Source organism: Sphingomonas sp. SORGH_AS_0879 (assembly GCF_030819175.1).
GTDB lineage: Bacteria > Pseudomonadota > Alphaproteobacteria > Sphingomonadales > Sphingomonadaceae > Sphingomonas.
The window spans coordinates 3,364,217-3,381,005 of sequence record NZ_JAUTBJ010000002.1 but is presented as its reverse complement, the minus strand read 5'-3'; the positions used below and the strand labels follow the sequence as shown (position 1 = coordinate 3,381,005).

Here is a 16,789-nt window from a genome sequence, read left to right as displayed (position 1 = left end):
GTTCAGGACCATAGTCATGACGATCAAGCGAGGCGTCAGCCTCTACAGCTATCAGAACGAGACTTTCCTCGGCAAAATGACGCTGGAGGATTGCATCCGCACCTCCGTCGAATTCGGCGCCAACGGCATCGAGGTAATCGGCGAGCAGACCTTCTGGGGCTGGCCGGAGGCTGGCGTCGCCGAGGACAGGATCGCCGAGTGGCATCACCTGATCGGCAAATATGACGCGGTGCCGGTCTGCCACGACTTCATGCTGGACTATAAGCGTTACAAGGACCGCGAAATGCCCTTCGACGAACAGGTCGCCAGCGTGAAGAACGACATCGACTTCGGGGCGCGGCTGGGTGTCCAATATGTCCGCGCGCTCGTGTCGATCGCGCCGGAGGTACTGGTCGCGGCCGCCCCCCATGCCGAGGAAAGGGGCATCAAGATTCTGATCGAGGTGCATGCGCCGCTGCACTTCGACCATCCGTGGATCGTCCGCCATGCCGAGGCCTTTGAAAAGTCGGGCAGCGATGCGCTGGGCTTCCTGCCCGACATGGGCATGTTCCTGTCCAAATTTCCGCCCGTGTGGAAGGAGCGCTTCATCCGCAACGGCGTGCCGCCGCATATCGCCGACTATATCACCAAGGCTTATGAGGACCGCGTCCTCAGCGAATATGTCATCCTGAACGTGCGTGAGATGGGCGGGGTCGGACCCGCGATCGCCATGGCCGAAACGCTGCGTCACAATGCGGCGTATGAGCCGAAGCGAATGCTCGACTATATGCACCGCATCCATAATGTGCACGGCAAATTCTATCAGATGGACGAGGATCTGGTCGAACCCTGCATCCCTTATGACGCCATCGTCGCGGTGCTGAAGCGTGGCAATTACGACGGCTACATCTGCTCGGAATATGAGGGCAATCGCTGGATCGAGGATGCGCACGAGGTCGATTCCGTGGAGCAGGTCCGCCGCCATCATGCGATGCTGAAGCGACTGATCGCCGCGCCCGCCACCACCGACACACGCGCCGCCTGAGGGAAACGACCGATGTTCGACAACAAGATGATCGTGGAAGACAGCCTGAAGGCGACCGATACCGGGTTCAGCATCGAGGCGCGCCTGCCCTATTATCGGGGATTGGGCCTGTCGATGATCGAGAATGTGGCGATCAGCATCAATGGCGAAGCGGTCCCGCGCGAGGATATCACCCTGTCGCTGCGTGGTCGGACCTGGACGCTGGACGAGATGGAAAGCGAATATGGTGACCGTTGGAATTTCGGCGAGAAGGCGCTGGTGGGCGTAAAGCGGGCGAGTGGACTCGCCCCCGGCGAGCACCGGATCGAATTGGCCGAGACGATGCGGATTTCCTATCTTCCGTTCGTCCCGACGACCAGGGATGCCAAGGTGCTGACGCTGCGCTGATCGGCATACTTGGCCAAGGAATGGGGCGGTTCCCGAACGGGAAGCCGCCCCTTTTCATGGGCAGGCAGTACCAAGCGGATTCCTCTGCGAAACTCCCTCTCCATCATCCCGGCGAAAGCCGGGGTCCGTTGCGGGATAATTGTACGTTACTCCAATTGCTATCCAACTGGAACCCGGCCTCCGCCGGGGTGGCACATGTTCTTAGGCGACGTGCCGACTTTCGCAGAGCAATCCAGGAAGAAGGGGACAGCCCGTGTTCAAGAGGCTGCCCCCTGAGGCTTCATGGCAAAGGAATCGCGGTCATATCGCGCCTTCCTTCAGCATCGATACGGCATTGGCACAGGCCCGCGCCGTCAGCGCCATATAGGTCAGCGAGGGATTCTGGCAGGCCGAGGACGACATTTGTGCGCCGTCGGTGACGAAAAGATTGGGCACGTCATGCGCCTGGCTCCATTTGTTGAGCACGCTGGTCTTCGGATCGTGTCCCATGCGCGCGCCGCCCATTTCATGAATGGCGGAGCCGCCGGGATTGGGCGTATCCATGCCCATGATGACGTGGCCACCGGCGGCGGTCAGCATCGCGGCGGCCTCCGCCTTGGCATCGGCCAGTGCGGCATGTTCCTCCGCCCCATGTGCGAAGTTGATGCGCAGGGCAGGGAGGCCCGCCGAGTCCCTGATCGTCGGGTCCAGGGTGATCCGGTTGCTGGCGCGCGGCATGGAATCGGCAAAGGCAACCAGCACCATCCGCCACATGCCGGGTTCGCGCAGGCTGTCCTTATAGTCCTTGCCCACACCGGCGGCGCGCTTGCCCGCCGTCCAGGCGGCACGGAAGGCCCCGCCCTGGTACGAGAAACCGCGCGTGTGCCCCTTGCCGTCGATCGTATCCAGGTTGCGGAAGCGCGGGATGACCACCCCGGTCGGGCGGTTGCCGAAATAGCTGTGCTTCTCGAACCCCGGCATGATCGCGATCCCGGCGACCGTCTGGGCATGGTCCATGATATGGGTGCCCAGCACACCGCTGGAATTGGCCAGGCCGCGGGGATTGGCCTCGTTCGCCGAGCGGAGCAGCACGCCGACGCTGTTGAACGACCCGGCATTCAGGAAGACGATCCGCGCCTGGGCACGCTGGCGCGTTCCGTCCTTGGTGTTGATGAAGCGCACGCCGGTCGCGCGGCCGGTCGCCGGGTCCTGCTCGACCGCCTCGACCACCGCGTCGGTGACCAGCGTCAGATTGCCGGTCTTCTGCGCGGCGGGCAGCGTCGAACTCTGCGTCGAGAAATAGGCGCCGTAGGAGCAGCCGCGCGCGCAGATCGAACGATATTGGCACGCCGCCCGCCCCTGGTCGGGTTTGGCCTCGGTCAGATTGGCGTTACGCCCGATGGTCAGGCGACGGCCCGGCCATTGCCGACCGATCACCTCGCGCGTGTGCTGCTCGACGGCGTTCAGCGCCATGGGCGGCAGGAAGCGCCCATCGGGAAGCTGCGGCAGCCCCTCCGCCATGCCCGCGACGCCGATGAACTCCTCGACCTTGTCGTACCACGGGGCCAGATCGGCGTAACGGATCGGCCAGTCGGTGCCATGGCCATCGCGGCGATTGGCATCGAAGTCATAGTCCGACCACCGATAGCATTGCCGCCCCCAGGTCAGCGATCGTCCGCCGAGCTGATAGCTGCGCCACCAGTTGAACTCGGTTTCGCCTTCCGTCGTATAGGGGTTTTCACGGTCGTTGACGAAATGGTCCTGGGTGAACTCGGTGAAGTGCCGGTTCTTGCGCTGGACGGCATAGTCCTTGTCATAGAGTTCAGCGTCACCGACCCCGCGAAACTCGAGATCCCAGGGTGCCAGCGTCTCCCGGCTATAGCCGCTGCCATGCTCGATCATCGGCCCGCGCTCGATCATCAGCACCTTCAGCCCGGCCTCGGTCAATTCCTTGGCGGCGAGTCCGCCGGTGATGCCCGAGCCCACGACGATCGCGTCGAAAACAGGATTTTGTGCCATTAGCTGAACTCCACGGCGGTCCAGTCGCTCGACCAGGCGCGGCTTCCGGGCGTGTAGGGGATGTCGGCGTCCCATCGACCGGGGACGAGTTCATATTGCAACTCGCGCGAGCCGCCGACTTCGGAGGTGTAATAGGCGGTGAGGATCAGGCCTTTCAGCTTGCGCCAGGGGGATTCGACCGCGTCCGGCCCACCCTCGGCAAAGGCGGCCTTGTCGACCGCCGCGACCGCTGCCTCGCGCGCTTCGGGCGCGGCGTTCAGATAGTCGCCATGCGTCGCGGCATCCAGTTGCCATTCCAGCCAGCCCAGATAGTCCAGGCTGCCGTCCCGGCGCTGATGACGCGACAGGGTGACGGGCAGGGCAGCTCCGGCCGCAGGGGCGCGGGTGCCGTCCAGGCCATGGTCCAGCGCCAGGATGACGAAATCATGCGCGCCGATCTCGCCCGCGCCGGGGGTTGTGGTGCGGGGCAGGACGCGGTGGCTTGCGTCGCGTAGCACCGCGCGTTGTCGGTCGGTGACGACATCCGCCGTGTCGGTCCATCGGACGGCGGCGGCGGGGATGCCCACCACCATGGCGAACAGCGCCGCCCCTCCCAGTATCTCGCGTCGAGCCAAGCCCGTTTCGGCCATCACGTGCCACATCCTCGCCTATGCCGCCTTTATCGACGGCTATAATTAGAACTGCCATTCTAGTAAGGCGATTTGGACGACGAGACAAGCGCTAAGCGCGGGGCGCGCGCGCCTTGGGATTGGTGGACAGATAGGCGGCCAGCATGTCGGCCAGATCGGTCTTCAGCTCCGACCAGTCGCCTTCGCCCGCTGCATCGATCGACGAACCGAAACCCAGATAGCGCGCGATCGCGGCATAGAGGATGCGGAATCCCGCATCGGCGGCGTGTTCTGGATCGGCATGAGGGATCGAGTCGCGGTTGGTGAGCAGCGCGGCGATCACCGCTTCGCTCGTCCGGGCATAGCTGCGCTTGCCGATGGCCGCGATCACCGGGTCCGCACTGGCGCGCAACATCAGCGGGCGCATCAGATCGGCGTAGCGGCGCAGCACCTCGGCCACCGACTCCACCAGATCATGCACCATGTCGATCAGGTCGCCGCCCCGCGCGTTCAACGCCGCGATCGCCGCCAACATGTCCGAATCGACCCGCTCCAGGACGCGCAACTGCACGACATGGACGAGGTCGTCCTTGCTATCGAAGCGGCAATAGATCGAACCGATCGACACTTTGCCGTGCTTGGCGACCTCGTTCAGCGTGAACTCGTCCGAACCGCGCTGGGTCATCAACTCTTCGGCGGTGGCCAGCATCCGCTCGAAGCTCGCCTTGCTGCGGCCCTGCTGCGGCGCGCGCGCCTTGGCCATGATCGTTTCGATATCCATCGACACCCCATTGACAGCCCCGGGTGGCTGCCATATCAGAATTACAGTTCTAATTTCATTTTAAACGAACCGCAGCAAAGCGGCAACGCGCCACGCCATGACGTGGGTGAAAAAAAGGGAGAGGTTTGATGCGTTTCTCGGTATTCCTCAACGCACGGTCCATGGCGCCGGAGCAGGATCGCGCCTTGATCCATGGCCTGACCGGCCATGCGGAACGGGCAGCCGCGCTCGGTTTCGATGCGCTGTTCATGCCGGACCATCATTTCAACGGCTATATGCCGATCGCCAGCGACAGCTATATGTTCGCCTCCTATCTGGCGGCGAAATTCCCGGACATGCACTTCGGCTTTTCGGTCACCTCGGTGCCGCTGCATCATCCGGTGCGCTTCGTCGAGCGGATCAACATCCTCGACCAGTTGACTGACGGCAAGCTGCTGGTGGGCGTCGGTTCGGGGACCACGCCCGAGGAGATGATCGGCTTTGGCGTCGATTACCGGGATGCGGGCGCCATCTCCGAAAAGAACCTCGCGCTGGCCGAGCAGCTCTGGGCCAAGACGATGGACGATCCGGCGGTCGAGATCGACAACGGCCCGCACCAGGGGCGTGTGCTCCAGCGGATCGCGCCTGCTGCGTATACCAAGGGTCATGCCCGGCTGATGCCGGTGGCGATGAAGGAATCGAGTGCCCGTCGCGCGGCTGAGAATGGCTGGCCCGCCTTCATCCCCGCCTTCACCCCGCCGCAGATCGGCGGCACCGAGCCGATGAAGCATGTCGCCAAATATTTCGGCGTCTACAAGACGATGCTGGAGCAGGCAGGGCACAGTGCCGAGACGATCGCGCGCGCGCTCGACTGGACGACCCACACCTATCAGCTTGTCCATGTCGCGGACAGCGACGAGCAGGCACGCGACGAGATGATGACGATCCTGCGCGCCTATCAGGACGCGATCGAGCGTGAGGCCGAATTCAATGCCCGCGCCGAGTCGAACGACGCCAACAGGAAGACCGACCGCACGCCCAATGCGCTGACCGAGGACTGGATCGGAACCTGGTGCCTTTATGGTTCGCCCGAAACGGTGATCGCGCACCTCAAGCCCTATCAGGAACTGGGTATCGGCAATATCCTGTGCGGCACGACCACGGGGCCGCTGACCGACGAGCGGCTGCGCCTGGGCGACCAGACGCTGCGGTTGCTGTCGGAAAAGGTCATGCCCGCGTTCAGGAGGGCCTGATCCGATGGCGCGGCATATCGTGGGGATCGGCGGCACCTTCCGACCCCGTTCGTCGAGCGAGATGTTGGTGCGTTCCGTGCTTGCCGAATGCGAGCGGATGGGGGCGAAGACCACCATGTTCGATGGTCCGGCGTTGGCGGCGCTGCCGCATTTCAACCCGGAGCGTCCCGAACGCACGGCGGAACAGGGGGCCTTCGTCGCGGCGCTGCGTGAGGCGGATGGCCTCGTCATCGGGACGCCCGGCTATCATGGCGGCGTCTCGGGCGTGGTGAAGAACGCCATCGATCTGCTGGATGATCTGCGCGGGGACGAGCGGGTCTATTTCGATGGTATGCCGGTGGGGCTGATCGTCTCGGCGGCGGGATGGCAGGCGGGCGGCGTCACGCTGGCGGCGCTGCGCGGCATCGTCCATGCGATGCGCGGCTGGCCGACCCCGGCGGGGATCGCGATCAACTCGATTGCGCAGAAGCCTTTCGGCGGAGACGGCGCGATCGTCGATCGAGGCGTGGCGGCTCAGATCGAGACCCAGGCCCGGCAGATCATGGCCTTTCGTCTGGAACCGGTCGTATGACGGCCCTGACCATGGCCCAGCAGGCGAGCCTGACCGCCGGGGCGGCGATGTGGCGCTCGGTCGCGATCCCTGAGGCGGGTATCCCGTCGCTGCACATGAGCGATGGCCCGATGGGGATCGCCAGCGGGCGGGTGGACGAACGCGACGTCGCGCGCCTGTCGCCCTGCGCGACGGCGCTCGGTGCCAGCTTCGACGTCGCCCTGATCGCGCGCGTCGCGGCTTTAGTCGGCGGCGAGGCGATCCGCATGGGGGTCGATCTGGTCCTCGCCCCCAATGTCAACATGGCACGCAGCCCGCTGGCCGGGCGGGCGTTCGAATATTTCTCCGAAGACCCGCTGCTGACCGGGCTGGCTGGAGCGGCGTGGACGCGGGGGCTTCAGTCGACCGGCGTCGGCGCCTGCGTCAAGCATCTGGTCTGCAACGACAGCGAGACGGATCGCGACCGGATGAACGCGGTGGTCGATGAGCGGGCGCTGCGCGAGGTCTATCTGCTGCCCTTCGAGCTGTGTGCGGCGGCGGGAGCCGGGGCGATGCTGACCGCCTATAACCGGGTCAATGGCGACTGGTGCGCCGAGCATGGCCATATCTCGACCATCGTGAAACAGGAATGGGGCTTTGACGGTCCGTTCATCAGCGACTGGTTCGGGACGCATTCGACCTCGGGCAGCCTGAACGGTGGGCTCGACCTGGAGATGCCGGGGCCGGCGCGGTTCCTGGGTGCCAAGGCCGTCGCGGCAGTCGAGGCGGGCGACGTCGTGGCCGAGCGGCTGACCGACGCCGCCGAGCGCGTGGCGCGGGCCGCCCGTCGCTGGTCCGGCCCCAAATCGGCGCCCCGGGAGGATGCGGATGCCCTGCTGGTCGAGGCGGCGGCGGCGGGGATGGTGTTGCTCCGCAACGAGAATGATCTGTTGCCGATCACGCCGGGCAGGCATCGCCGGATCGCGGTGATCGGCCCGAATGCGGCGGCCCCCTGCTATCAGGGCGGCACCTTTGCCAAGATCGCGCTGTCTCCCGATGCGGTCCGTCCCCTGGAGGCCATCATGGCGCGTTATGCTGGGGTGGCGGAGATCGTCTACGAACCCGGCGTCGATCCCCAGCCGCGCCTGCCCGCCATGCCGGTACAGCCCGTCCGGGGCGAGGGGCAGGGCATGACGGTCGACTATTTCGCCGATGGCGACCTGTCCGGCCAGCCTGTCGGGCAGGAGGTGCGCGACACCAATTCGCTCGTCTGGTTCGTCGGCGTGCATGAACAGGGTGTCTTCGACCGTCCCGCGGCGATCCGTGCCAGCGGCTGGTTCACGGCCACCAAGGACGGCGCGCATCATTTCTATGTGGGCGCCACCGGTGCGGTCACCCTGACGGTCGATGGGCAGCCCTTGATCGACCAGCCCGAGCGTATGGCGGCATCCGATGTGATGGGCTCGCTCAAGCGCGGCGATGCCGAGAGCGCTGAGATGAGGCTGGCGGCCGGGCAGCGTGTTCTGGTGGAGGTCGTCTTCCGCTATGACGGCGCGCGGGTCCATGGCCTGTGGTATGGCGTTCGTGGACCGGACAGCGCGGAGGCGATGCTGGCCCGCGCGGTCGAGGCGGCGGCGAATGCCGATGCGGTGATCCTGATGATCGGCGAAACATCGGACTCCAGCGTCGAGAGCAAGGATCGACCCGACACGGCCATCGCGCCCGAGCAACGGACACTGATCGATGCGGTCTGCTCCGCCAATTCCAACACCGCGATCATCGCCAATATCGGCCATGCCTTCGACGCGACTTGGAGTGACAAGGCTGCGGCGCTGATCTCCGCCTGGTATCCGGGGGAGGGTTTCGGGCCTGCGCTTGCCGCCGTGCTGGCGGGCGACGCCGAGCCGGGTGGCCGGTTGCCGGTCACGCTGGGCCAGATGCGAGGCCGACTATCCGGCGCTGTCGCTTCAGCCGGATGGGCAGGGTGATCTTCCCTATGAGGACGGCGTGCTGATCGGATACCGGGGGCTACAGGCGCGCGGTACGACACCGCTCTACGCTTTCGGGGCGGGGCGGGGCTACACCCGTTTCGAGTGGTTGAATGTCGACGCCGATGGTGGCGATGTCCTGGTCACACTGCGCAATGGCGGCGATCGTGTCGGCAGCGAGGTGGTGCAACTCTATCGGCATGTCCCCGAATTCGCACTGGTCGGCTTCGCCAAGGTCGTACTGGAGCCGGGAAGGACGAGGACCGTCAGGATAACGCCCGAACCACGTCTTTTCCGCATCTGGAACGGTCGCGATTGGGAAAAGCCGTGCCAGCGTGCCGGGCTGTCGGTCGGCCGTGCGAGCGACGATCTGCCCTTCACGACCGAGGTGACGATATGAAAGCCATGTTTCATGCGCTGGTCCTAACGACGCCATTTCTGGCACCGGCCGCGATCGCCGGATCGGGGAGCACGCTGACCGATCGCAACCGCGCGATCATGACGGATTTCGCCGATCGCTTTTATACCCGGCGCGACGTGGCCGGGGCGTTTCAGCGCTATGTCGTGGCGGACTATATCCAGCATAATCCCGGCCTTGCCGATGGCCGCGACGCCGCGGTCGCGGCGCTTGCCCCCAAATTCGCGACTCCCGGCGCGCGCTTCGACGTGAAGCGGATCATCGTCGACGGCGACATGGCTGTCATCCACCTGCATGGCCGCACCAACCCGGATACCCCCGGCGGCGCGGTCGCCGACATCTATCGGTTGAAGGACGGCAAGATCGTCGAACATTGGGATGTGATCCAGCCGATGCCGACGACCGCGCGCAATCCGCATCCGATGTTCTGAACGCGCAAAATAATCTCGCCCGATCGCCGATCGGCGCTTGACTCGGGCCTTAAACAGAACAATCATTCTAGTTCTAAATGAGAGGCGGATACGCCTCCGACCATGGAGAGGGGATCGTATGATGAGGTTCCGCCGCGTCGCCATCACGGCGCTTACCACTACCACCGCCTTATGGGTGGCCCATCCCGCATTCGCGCAGGTCGCGAATCCGGCGGGTTCCGCAGCGCAGACGTCCGCCAATGGGACGACGCGGGCGGCGGCCGATGAGCTCGCTCAGTCCGAAGACATCATCGTCACCGCGACCAAGGTCGAAACCCGGTTGCAGGATACTCCGATCGCCATTCGCGCCATCGGTGGCGCGGATCTGACCAAGGCACAGGTCACCGATGTCAGCGGGCTTCAGCGCCTTGCGCCCGATCTGGGCATCACGCCCGACTCCGTCTTCACCAAGATCGCCATTCGCGGCGTGTCCAGCCAGGATATTTCGGAAAGCGCCGATCCTGCTCTGACCGTTTCGATCGATGGCGAATATATCAACCGCCCGGTCGGCCTGAACGCCAATTTCTTCGACTTGGAGCGGATCGAGGTGCTGCGCGGGCCGCAGGGCACATTGTTCGGCCGCAACTCGACGGCGGGTGCGCTGAACATCGTGGCGGCCAAGCCGGTGCAGGAGAGCTTCGAGGGCTCGGCGACGCTGGGCTATGGCAATTACAACGCGATCTATGCGACGGGCGCGGTTAACGTGCCGCTGGGCGACAAGGTCGCGATCCGCGTGGCGGGGCTGCACAATCAGCATGACGGCTATGTCGACAACGGTCCGGCGGGTCGGGGCGACGATGCCAATGTCGATGCGGTCCGCGGCAGCATCCTGTTCGCGCCGGGCGCGCTGGAGGTCTATCTCGCGGGCGAATATGTCGACATCGACCAGACCGGGCCGATGCAATATGGCCTGGCCGTCAACGGATCGACTCCCGGCGTGACCGAGTTGCCCGCGTCGGTGGCTCCGCCCACGGCCTATACCACGCTCGCCCAGCGTCAGGTTCCGTCCTTTGTCGACGTGCCTCAGGTGTTCGATCCCGCCAGCTTCCCGCTTGGCCGAATGGGGAGCTTCAAGAGCCAGCAATATGCGGTGCGCGGCCGCGTCTCCTATGATTTCGGCGGCGCGACGCTCAGCTATATCGGCGGTTATCGGCATGTCGATAACCAGGCGGTCATCCCGCAGAACGGCTTCCTGCCGGAGCTGTTCACCTTCTACAACGACCGCTACGATACGCGCACGCAAAGCCATGAGGTCCGTCTGAACGGCGGAAGCCAGGGCCAGTTCGTCTGGCAGGTCGGTGGCTTCTATTTCCACGAGAACCAGATCATCGCGCGTGGCCTCTATCTGCCCGTGGCGGGGGCCTTCGCCAACTTCTTCTATCGTCCTTACGTGACCTCGGAATCGAAGTCGGCCTTTGCCCAGGCGACCTATTGGATCGTGCCCGACACGCTGAGCCTCACCGGCGGCATCCGCTACACCGACGACAAGAAGGATGCCGAATATATCAACTACGGCTTCTACCGCTCGCCGACCATGGCGCGGCCACCCGCCGACGGCAGCGGGGCAGGGGCGCTGATCCGCTATCCCACTTACAAGGAAGACAAGATCACTTGGACGGCGGGCGTCGAGTACAAGCCTGCGCGCGACAATCTTCTCTATGCCAAGGTCAGTACCGGGTTCAAAAGCGGCGGCTTCGATCTGGTCGGATCGTTCAACGCGGAAAATCTGACGGCCTATGAGTTCGGCTCGAAGAACCGCTTCATGGGCAATCGCCTCGAATTCAATGCCAGCGCCTTCTACTACGACTATAAGGACCAGCAGGTTCAGGTCTATATCGACACCACTGTCGGCGCGCGCACCTTCAATGCCGGCAAGAGCCGGGTCTGGGGCATCGAAACCGATACCGCCGTCCGCCTGTCGCCCAACGACCGGGTCAGCCTGATCGTCAATTATATCGACGCGCGGCTTCAGCAGTTCGCGGGCATCCCGGCCCCGACGCTGGCCAATCCGCCGGCCAATGTCCCGCGCCTGACGCTCGACCTGGCGGGCAATGTCGCACCGCAGGCGCCCAAGTGGACGATCGGCATCAACTATACCAAGACGATCGAACTGGGTGACGGATACAAGCTGGTGGCTAATGGCTTCAGCCGGTTCAAGTCGCGCTATTTCCTCACCGCCTTCAACTACAGGGGCGACGAGGTGGATGCGTTCACCACCACCGATCTCAGCCTGGAACTGAACATGCCGAACAACCGGTTCAGCATCCAGGGCTATGTCCGCAATCTCGAGAACAACCGGGTGAAGACCTATGCCGGGTTCACCGGCGGCGGGATCAACATCTACAATTGGAATTTCGGCCAGCCGCGCACCTACGGCGTGCAGGGCTCGTTCCGCTTCTGACGACACCATCCCCGGCGGGGTGTGTCGCCACCGCCGGGGCATTACCCAGCCCCTGGAGCATGACATGGCAAGAGTGACCGAGATCCGTTACGTCGGCTATGGCGTCGCCGACCTCGATGCCGAACGCGCATTCTATCGCGACGACTGGAAACTGGTCGAAGCGGGGGAGCGGGATGGCCTGTACCATTTCGCGGCCGAGGGGCATGACGAAGCCTATGTCGTCCGTCTGCGACAGGACGATGCCAATCGCATCGACGTGATCGCGCTGGCCGCCGACACGCGCGCCGATGTCGATGCCTTGCACGCCAAGGTGGAGGAGGCCGGTTGCCGGATCATCTTCGCCCCCCGCGACCTGGCGACATTGGGGGGCGGCTATGGTTTCCGCTTCTTCTCGCCCGATGGGCTGCCGTTCGAGGTTTCGGCGGATGTCGAGCGCCGCACGCCGCGCGCGCTCAGTCGCTGGGAAGGCATTCCGCAAAAGATCAGCCATATCGTGCTGCATTCGCCCGATCACCGGGCGATGGTGGCGTTCTTCACCGATGTGCTGGGCTTTCGCGTGTCGGACTGGCTGGGCGACTTCATGTGCTTCCTGCGCTGCAACTCGGCGCATCATCGCTTTGCCATCCTTCCGGGGCCGCCCTGTCTCAACCATGTCGCCTATGACATGCTGACCGTGGACGACATGATGGCGGGTATCCGGCGGCTGAAGCAGGCGGGCACCGATATCCGCTGGGGGCCTGGCCGTCACACGGCCGGCAACAACACCTTCAGCTATTTCACGACGCCGAACGGTTTCGCGGTCGAATACACCTCGGAACTGGAGCATGTCGACTTCGAGACGCACGAGCATCAGGTGCATGTCCCCGGCCCCGGCACGATGGACCAATGGGGCATCGGCGTCGGCGGTCCGCAGACCATGCCGCATCCCAAGCCCGATGCCGGGTTGTTCCAGCCGGTTTCGGTGTAAGCCCGATGGCGCTGTACGAGCCCTTTCCCAACTATATCTGGAACCTGTCGGTCGCGATCGCGATGGAGTCGGGCGCGCAGCTCGGCGAGATCATCGACATGTGCCAGCCGATCAAGGAGGCGGCGGCGAGCGGCGCGGATGCCGGTACGCCGATGTTCATGAAAGCCTGGGCGGCGATGGGCGACAAGCTGATCGACCTCGCCGCCGAGGACGAGGCCAGGGGGCGCGCCTTTTCGGCCTCCAACAAGCTGGAGCGCGCCAGCCTCTATCTCATCACCGCCGAGCGGATGCAGGGGCATGGCCATCCGGGGCGTCGCGAAACCTATGCGCGCGCGCGCGAGGCGTTCGACCGTTCGACGTCTCTGGGGCGGCTGAACCGCGAGCGGGTGGAGATCCCGCTGGCGACAGGCACCATGCCAGCCCTCTATACCCGCGCACCGGGCGAGGGGGCCAAGCCGGTGGTGGTGTTCTGCAACGGCCTCGATAGCTGCAAGGAACTGCTTTACTGGACGCGGCTGCCGCACGAACTGGCCCGGCGTGGCATTTCGACGCTGTGCGTGGACCAGCCGGGATCGGGCGAGGCGCTGCGGCTCCAGCATCTGCCGGTCGATCCGCACAGCGAAAGCTGGGCCAGCGCGGCGGTCGACTGGCTGGAGACGCAGCCGGACGTCGACCCGAGGCGGATCGGCATGACCGGCATCTCGCTGGGCGGTCACTTCGCGCCGCGCGCCGTCGCGTATGAGCCACGTTTCGCGAGCGGCGCGGTCTGGGGTGCGAACCATAATTGGCGCGAGGTGCAGGACAGGCGCATGGCACGCGAGGGCGAGAATCCGGTCCCGCACTATTGGAAGCACGTCCACTGGGCTTTCGGCGCGAAGGATCAGGACGACTTCCTCGCCAGGTCCGAAGCGATGAACCTGAACGGCCATATGGACCGGATCACCGTCCCGTTCCTCGTCACCCACGGCGCGGACGATCGCCAGATCAGCGTGAAATATGCCGACGATCTGTACGACCAGCTTATCAATTCGCCACGTCGCGAGAAGGTGATCTTCACCCCTCGCGAGGGAGGGGTCGAGCATGTCGGGGCGGACAACATGGCCTATGGCCGCGACCTGATCTCCGACTGGTTCGCCGAGACGTTGGGAGGACGCAACTCATGACGCGCCGTATCGTCGACCTGTCGATCGCGATCGACCCGGAGGTCATTACCGATCCGCCGTTCATGCGGCCGAGCATCACCCGCCAGACCCACCACGAGACGGTTGCCGAGGCGGCGATGTTCTTCCCCGGCATCACGGCGGAGGCGATGGCGGGCGGCGAAGGGTTCGCGGCGTCGGAAATGCTGACGCTGAGCACGCATAACGGTACGCATCTCGACGCGCCGTGGCATTATCATCCGACCATGAACAAGGGGGAGCGGGCGATCACCATCGACGAGGTGCCGCTCGAATGGTGCCTCCAGCCCGGTGTGAAGCTCGACTTTCGCCATCTGTCCGACGGGCATGTCGTGACGGCGGCCGAGGTCGAGGCCGAACTGGTGCGGATCGGGCATGAACTGCGCCCGCTCGACATCGTGCTGGTCAACACCTCCGCAGGCGCGGCGCTGGGGCGGCCCGACTTTCTCGGGCGCGGTTGCGGCATGGGGTATGAGGCGACCCTGTATCTTACCGAGCGCGGCGTCCGCGTGACCGGCACCGATGCCTGGAGCTGGGACGCACCGTTTAGTCACACCGCCGCGCGGGTCGCCGAAACGGGCGATTATTCGCTGGTCTGGGAAGGCCATAAGGCGGGCCGCGAGATCGGCTATTGCCACATGGAGAAGCTGACCCGGCTGGAAGAGCTGCCTGCGACCGGCTTCACCGTCTCCTGCCTGCCCGTCAAGGTGAAGGGTGGTTCGGCAGGCTGGTGCCGCGCGGTCGCGATATTCGAGGAATAGGGACATGCGGCTCGCGACCCGTGAGGATGGCAGCCGGGACGGCATGCTGGTCGTCGTATCGCGCGACGGCATGCGCGCTCTGCCCGCCGGAGTGTCGATTCAGGCCGCGTTGGACGATTGGACTCGCCTGGAACCGATCTTGCGCGGGTTGGCCGGGCGGGTCAATGAGGAGGGTGAGGTCCTGGACGTCTCCGCGTTGCAGGCCCCCTTGCCGCGGGCATGGCAGTGGCTCGATGGCTCGGCCTTCCCGACTCATGGCGCGCTGATGCAGAAGGCGTTCAACCTGCCGCCGATCGAGACCGACAGGCCACTTATGTATCAGGGCTTGTCGCACCATTTTCTCTCGGCCACCGAGGACGTGCCCTTGCCCAGCGAGGCGGATAGCATCGACTTCGAGGGCGAGTTCGCGGTGGTGACGGGCGACGTGCCGATGGGCTGCACGGCGGACGAGGCGCTGGCACACATTCGTCTGGTCATGCTGCTCAACGACTGGTCGCTGCGCGCGATCGCGCCGATCGAAATGAAGACCGGATTCGGCTGGATACAGGCCAAGCCGGCCTGCTCGGTCGCGCCCTTTGCCGTGACACCCGACGCACTGGGATCCGCCTGGTCCGAGGGTCGTGTAGGACTGCCGCTGACCGTCGAGGTGAACGGGCGCTGGTTCGGCCATCCGGTCGGCGATCAGATGGCCTATGGCTTTCACGAACTGATCGCTCATGCCGCGCGGACCCGGAATCTGCCCGCGGGGACGATCATCGGGTCGGGCACGGTGTCGAACGCCGATCATGCGCGGGTCGGTTCGACCTGCCTGTCCGAGCGTCGCGCGATCGAGATGATCGAGGGCGGGGCGCCGCGCACCCCCTTCCTGTCCTTCGGAGACCGGGTGACGATGCGGGCGGGGCCGTTGTTCGGCACGCTCGACCAGCGCGTGGTCGCGGGATGACCGGCACCCGCGCCTTTCTCTTCAGTCCCGAGGAGATCATCGACGAGGCGCGCAACGGGCGGATGTTCATCTTGGTCGATGACGAGGACCGGGAGAATGAGGGTGATCTGGTCGTCCCCGCGCAGATGGCGACGCCCGATGCGATCAATTTCATGGCGCGGCACGGGCGCGGCCTGATCTGCCTGGCGATGGCGAGGCCTCGCATCGAGCAGTTGGGCCTCGACCTGATGACGCGGAGCAACGGCACGCGGCACGAAACCGCCTTTACCGTCTCGATCGAGGCGAAGCATGGGGTGACCACCGGCATCTCCGCCGCCGACCGCGCCCGCACCATCGCGGTGGCGATCGATGCGGCGCAGGGACCGGAGGCGATCGTCAGCCCCGGCCATGTCTTCCCGCTGGTCGCGCGCGACGGCGGCGTGCTGGGGCGCGCCGGGCATACCGAGGCGGCGGTCGACGTCGCGCGGCTGGCAGGGCTTAATCCTTCCGGCGTGATCTGCGAGATCATGGACGAGGATGGGACGATGGCGCGGCGTGACCGGCTGATCGCCTTTGCCCAACTCCATGGCCTGAAGATCGGCTCGATCCGCGACCTGATCGCCTATCGTCGTCGCCACGACCATCTGGTCGAAAAGCGCGCAGAGACCGAGTTCGACAGCGAATGGGGCGGCCGGTGGCGCGCCATGACCTTCTGGAACAAGGCAACGGGCAGCGAGCAGGTCGCGCTGGTCAAGGGGGCCGTCGATCCGGCGCGCCCGACCCTGGTGCGCATGCACGCCTTGTCGCCCTTCACCGATTTGTTCGGCGAGGCGAACGCGCGCAGCGGCCTGCTGCGCCGGTCGATGGAGGCGATCGGTCGGGAAGGGGCCGGGGTCGTCGTGGTCATCAACCGTCCGCGCCCCGATGGCTTGACGCTGGCGATCCATGCGCGGGCGGGCGTGACGGTGCCCGACATGGAGGAACTGCGCGATTACGGCGTCGGCGCGATGATCCTGAACGAACTGGGCGTCGGGGAGATGATCCTGCTGACCAACAGCCACCGCACGCTGGTCGGGTTGGAGGGGTACGGATTGCGGGTCGCGGGGGAGCGCGCGATCTGACCCC

Annotated in this window: 16 protein-coding genes; 13 read left to right on the top strand and 3 right to left on the bottom strand. The window is 65.1% G+C overall.

Going from position 1 to position 16,789, the window contains the following annotated elements:
• The first annotated feature begins 10 nt into the window (after nt 1–10).
• Nucleotides 11–1,024 carry a sugar phosphate isomerase/epimerase gene (locus tag QE379_RS16015; protein WP_307003262.1) on the top strand — a complete coding sequence of 338 codons (1,014 nt, stop codon included), beginning with the start codon at nt 11–13 and terminating at the stop codon, nt 1,022–1,024.
• Nucleotides 1,025–1,036: 12 nt separating this feature from the next.
• Complete coding sequence (locus QE379_RS16010; protein ID WP_307002014.1) at nt 1,037–1,411, top strand: DUF6379 domain-containing protein; 375 nt, start codon at nt 1,037–1,039, stop codon at nt 1,409–1,411.
• 300 nt (nt 1,412–1,711) lie between these two features.
• Here the strand turns inward: QE379_RS16010 and QE379_RS16005 are convergent, their stop codons facing one another.
• The 3 genes from QE379_RS16005 to QE379_RS15995 all read right to left on the bottom strand — a co-directional run bounded on the left by QE379_RS16005 (nt 1,712) and on the right by QE379_RS15995 (nt 4,798).
• Nucleotides 1,712–3,409, bottom strand: a complete 1,698-nt coding sequence (locus QE379_RS16005) for a GMC oxidoreductase (RefSeq protein WP_307002013.1) — start codon at nt 3,407–3,409, stop codon at nt 1,712–1,714.
• A complete protein-coding gene (locus QE379_RS16000) occupies nt 3,409–4,038 on the bottom strand; it encodes a gluconate 2-dehydrogenase subunit 3 family protein (RefSeq protein WP_307003261.1) in 630 nt (209 codons plus the stop codon). The genes QE379_RS16005 and QE379_RS16000 overlap by 1 nt, the downstream gene beginning before the upstream one ends.
• A gap of 91 nt (nt 4,039–4,129) precedes the next feature.
• On the bottom strand, nt 4,130–4,798 hold the full coding sequence (locus QE379_RS15995; protein ID WP_307002011.1) for a TetR/AcrR family transcriptional regulator: 669 nt from the start codon (nt 4,796–4,798) through the stop codon (nt 4,130–4,132).
• A 128-nt stretch (nt 4,799–4,926) separates the two neighbouring features.
• Here QE379_RS15995 and QE379_RS15990 point away from each other — a divergent pair, with 128 nt between their 5' ends.
• From QE379_RS15990 to ribB, 11 genes are all read left to right on the top strand, one after another.
• On the top strand, nt 4,927–6,030 hold the full coding sequence (locus QE379_RS15990; protein ID WP_307002009.1) for an LLM class flavin-dependent oxidoreductase: 1,104 nt from the start codon (nt 4,927–4,929) through the stop codon (nt 6,028–6,030).
• 4 nt (nt 6,031–6,034) lie between these two features.
• Complete coding sequence (locus tag QE379_RS15985; protein WP_307002008.1) at nt 6,035–6,601, top strand: NADPH-dependent FMN reductase; 567 nt, start codon at nt 6,035–6,037, stop codon at nt 6,599–6,601.
• Entirely contained in the window at nt 6,598–8,547 is a 1,950-nt protein-coding gene (locus QE379_RS15980; protein WP_307002007.1) for a glycoside hydrolase family 3 C-terminal domain-containing protein, read from the top strand. The genes QE379_RS15985 and QE379_RS15980 overlap by 4 nt, the downstream gene beginning before the upstream one ends.
• Nucleotides 8,468–8,947 (top strand): fibronectin type III-like domain-contianing protein, encoded by a 480-nt coding sequence (locus QE379_RS15975; protein ID WP_307002006.1) that lies wholly within the window; start codon nt 8,468–8,470, stop codon nt 8,945–8,947. The genes QE379_RS15980 and QE379_RS15975 overlap by 80 nt, the downstream gene beginning before the upstream one ends.
• Complete coding sequence (locus QE379_RS15970; RefSeq protein WP_307002005.1) at nt 8,944–9,396, top strand: nuclear transport factor 2 family protein; 453 nt, start codon at nt 8,944–8,946, stop codon at nt 9,394–9,396. Before QE379_RS15975 ends, QE379_RS15970 begins: the two co-directional genes overlap by 4 nt.
• Nucleotides 9,397–9,571: 175 nt before the next feature.
• The gene (locus QE379_RS15965) at nt 9,572–11,836 is read left to right on the top strand and encodes a TonB-dependent receptor (protein WP_307002004.1); all 2,265 of its coding nucleotides are present in this window, start codon (nt 9,572–9,574) and stop codon (nt 11,834–11,836) included.
• A gap of 64 nt (nt 11,837–11,900) precedes the next feature.
• Nucleotides 11,901–12,803, top strand: coding sequence for a VOC family protein (locus QE379_RS15960; RefSeq protein WP_307002003.1), 903 nt, complete (start codon nt 11,901–11,903; stop codon nt 12,801–12,803).
• A gap of 5 nt (nt 12,804–12,808) precedes the next feature.
• Nucleotides 12,809–13,966 carry a S9 family peptidase gene (locus QE379_RS15955; RefSeq protein ID WP_307002002.1) on the top strand — a complete coding sequence of 386 codons (1,158 nt, stop codon included), beginning with the start codon at nt 12,809–12,811 and terminating at the stop codon, nt 13,964–13,966.
• Complete coding sequence (locus QE379_RS15950; RefSeq protein ID WP_307002001.1) at nt 13,963–14,742, top strand: cyclase family protein; 780 nt, start codon at nt 13,963–13,965, stop codon at nt 14,740–14,742. The genes QE379_RS15955 and QE379_RS15950 overlap by 4 nt, the downstream gene beginning before the upstream one ends.
• Nucleotides 14,743–14,746: 4 nt before the next feature.
• Entirely contained in the window at nt 14,747–15,685 is a 939-nt protein-coding gene (locus QE379_RS15945; RefSeq protein WP_307002000.1) for a fumarylacetoacetate hydrolase family protein, read from the top strand.
• Nucleotides 15,682–16,785 (top strand): 3,4-dihydroxy-2-butanone-4-phosphate synthase, encoded by a 1,104-nt coding sequence (ribB, locus tag QE379_RS15940; protein ID WP_307001999.1) that lies wholly within the window; start codon nt 15,682–15,684, stop codon nt 16,783–16,785. The genes QE379_RS15945 and ribB overlap by 4 nt, the downstream gene beginning before the upstream one ends.
• The last annotated feature ends 4 nt before the right edge of the window (nt 16,786–16,789 follow it).

What these genes read in the sequence shown, in the direction of transcription:
- QE379_RS15990 (WP_307002009.1), top strand. Translation starts at nt 4,927, where the DNA reads ATGCGTTTCTCGGTATTCCTCAACGCACGGTCCATGGCGCCGGAGCAG.
- ribB (WP_307001999.1), top strand. Translation starts at nt 15,682, where the DNA reads ATGACCGGCACCCGCGCCTTTCTCTTCAGTCCCGAGGAGATCATCGAC.
- QE379_RS16010 (WP_307002014.1), top strand. Translation starts at nt 1,037, where the DNA reads ATGTTCGACAACAAGATGATCGTGGAAGACAGCCTGAAGGCGACCGAT.
- QE379_RS16005 (WP_307002013.1), bottom strand. Translation starts at nt 3,409, where the DNA reads ATGGCACAAAATCCTGTTTTCGACGCGATCGTCGTGGGCTCGGGCATC.
- QE379_RS15955 (WP_307002002.1), top strand. Translation starts at nt 12,809, where the DNA reads ATGGCGCTGTACGAGCCCTTTCCCAACTATATCTGGAACCTGTCGGTC.
- QE379_RS15950 (WP_307002001.1), top strand. Translation starts at nt 13,963, where the DNA reads ATGACGCGCCGTATCGTCGACCTGTCGATCGCGATCGACCCGGAGGTC.
- QE379_RS15945 (WP_307002000.1), top strand. Translation starts at nt 14,747, where the DNA reads ATGCGGCTCGCGACCCGTGAGGATGGCAGCCGGGACGGCATGCTGGTC.
- QE379_RS15995 (WP_307002011.1), bottom strand. Translation starts at nt 4,798, where the DNA reads ATGGATATCGAAACGATCATGGCCAAGGCGCGCGCGCCGCAGCAGGGC.
- QE379_RS15985 (WP_307002008.1), top strand. Translation starts at nt 6,035, where the DNA reads ATGGCGCGGCATATCGTGGGGATCGGCGGCACCTTCCGACCCCGTTCG.
- QE379_RS15970 (WP_307002005.1), top strand. Translation starts at nt 8,944, where the DNA reads ATGAAAGCCATGTTTCATGCGCTGGTCCTAACGACGCCATTTCTGGCA.
- QE379_RS16000 (WP_307003261.1), bottom strand. Translation starts at nt 4,038, where the DNA reads ATGGCCGAAACGGGCTTGGCTCGACGCGAGATACTGGGAGGGGCGGCG.
- QE379_RS15980 (WP_307002007.1), top strand. Translation starts at nt 6,598, where the DNA reads ATGACGGCCCTGACCATGGCCCAGCAGGCGAGCCTGACCGCCGGGGCG.
- QE379_RS15960 (WP_307002003.1), top strand. Translation starts at nt 11,901, where the DNA reads ATGGCAAGAGTGACCGAGATCCGTTACGTCGGCTATGGCGTCGCCGAC.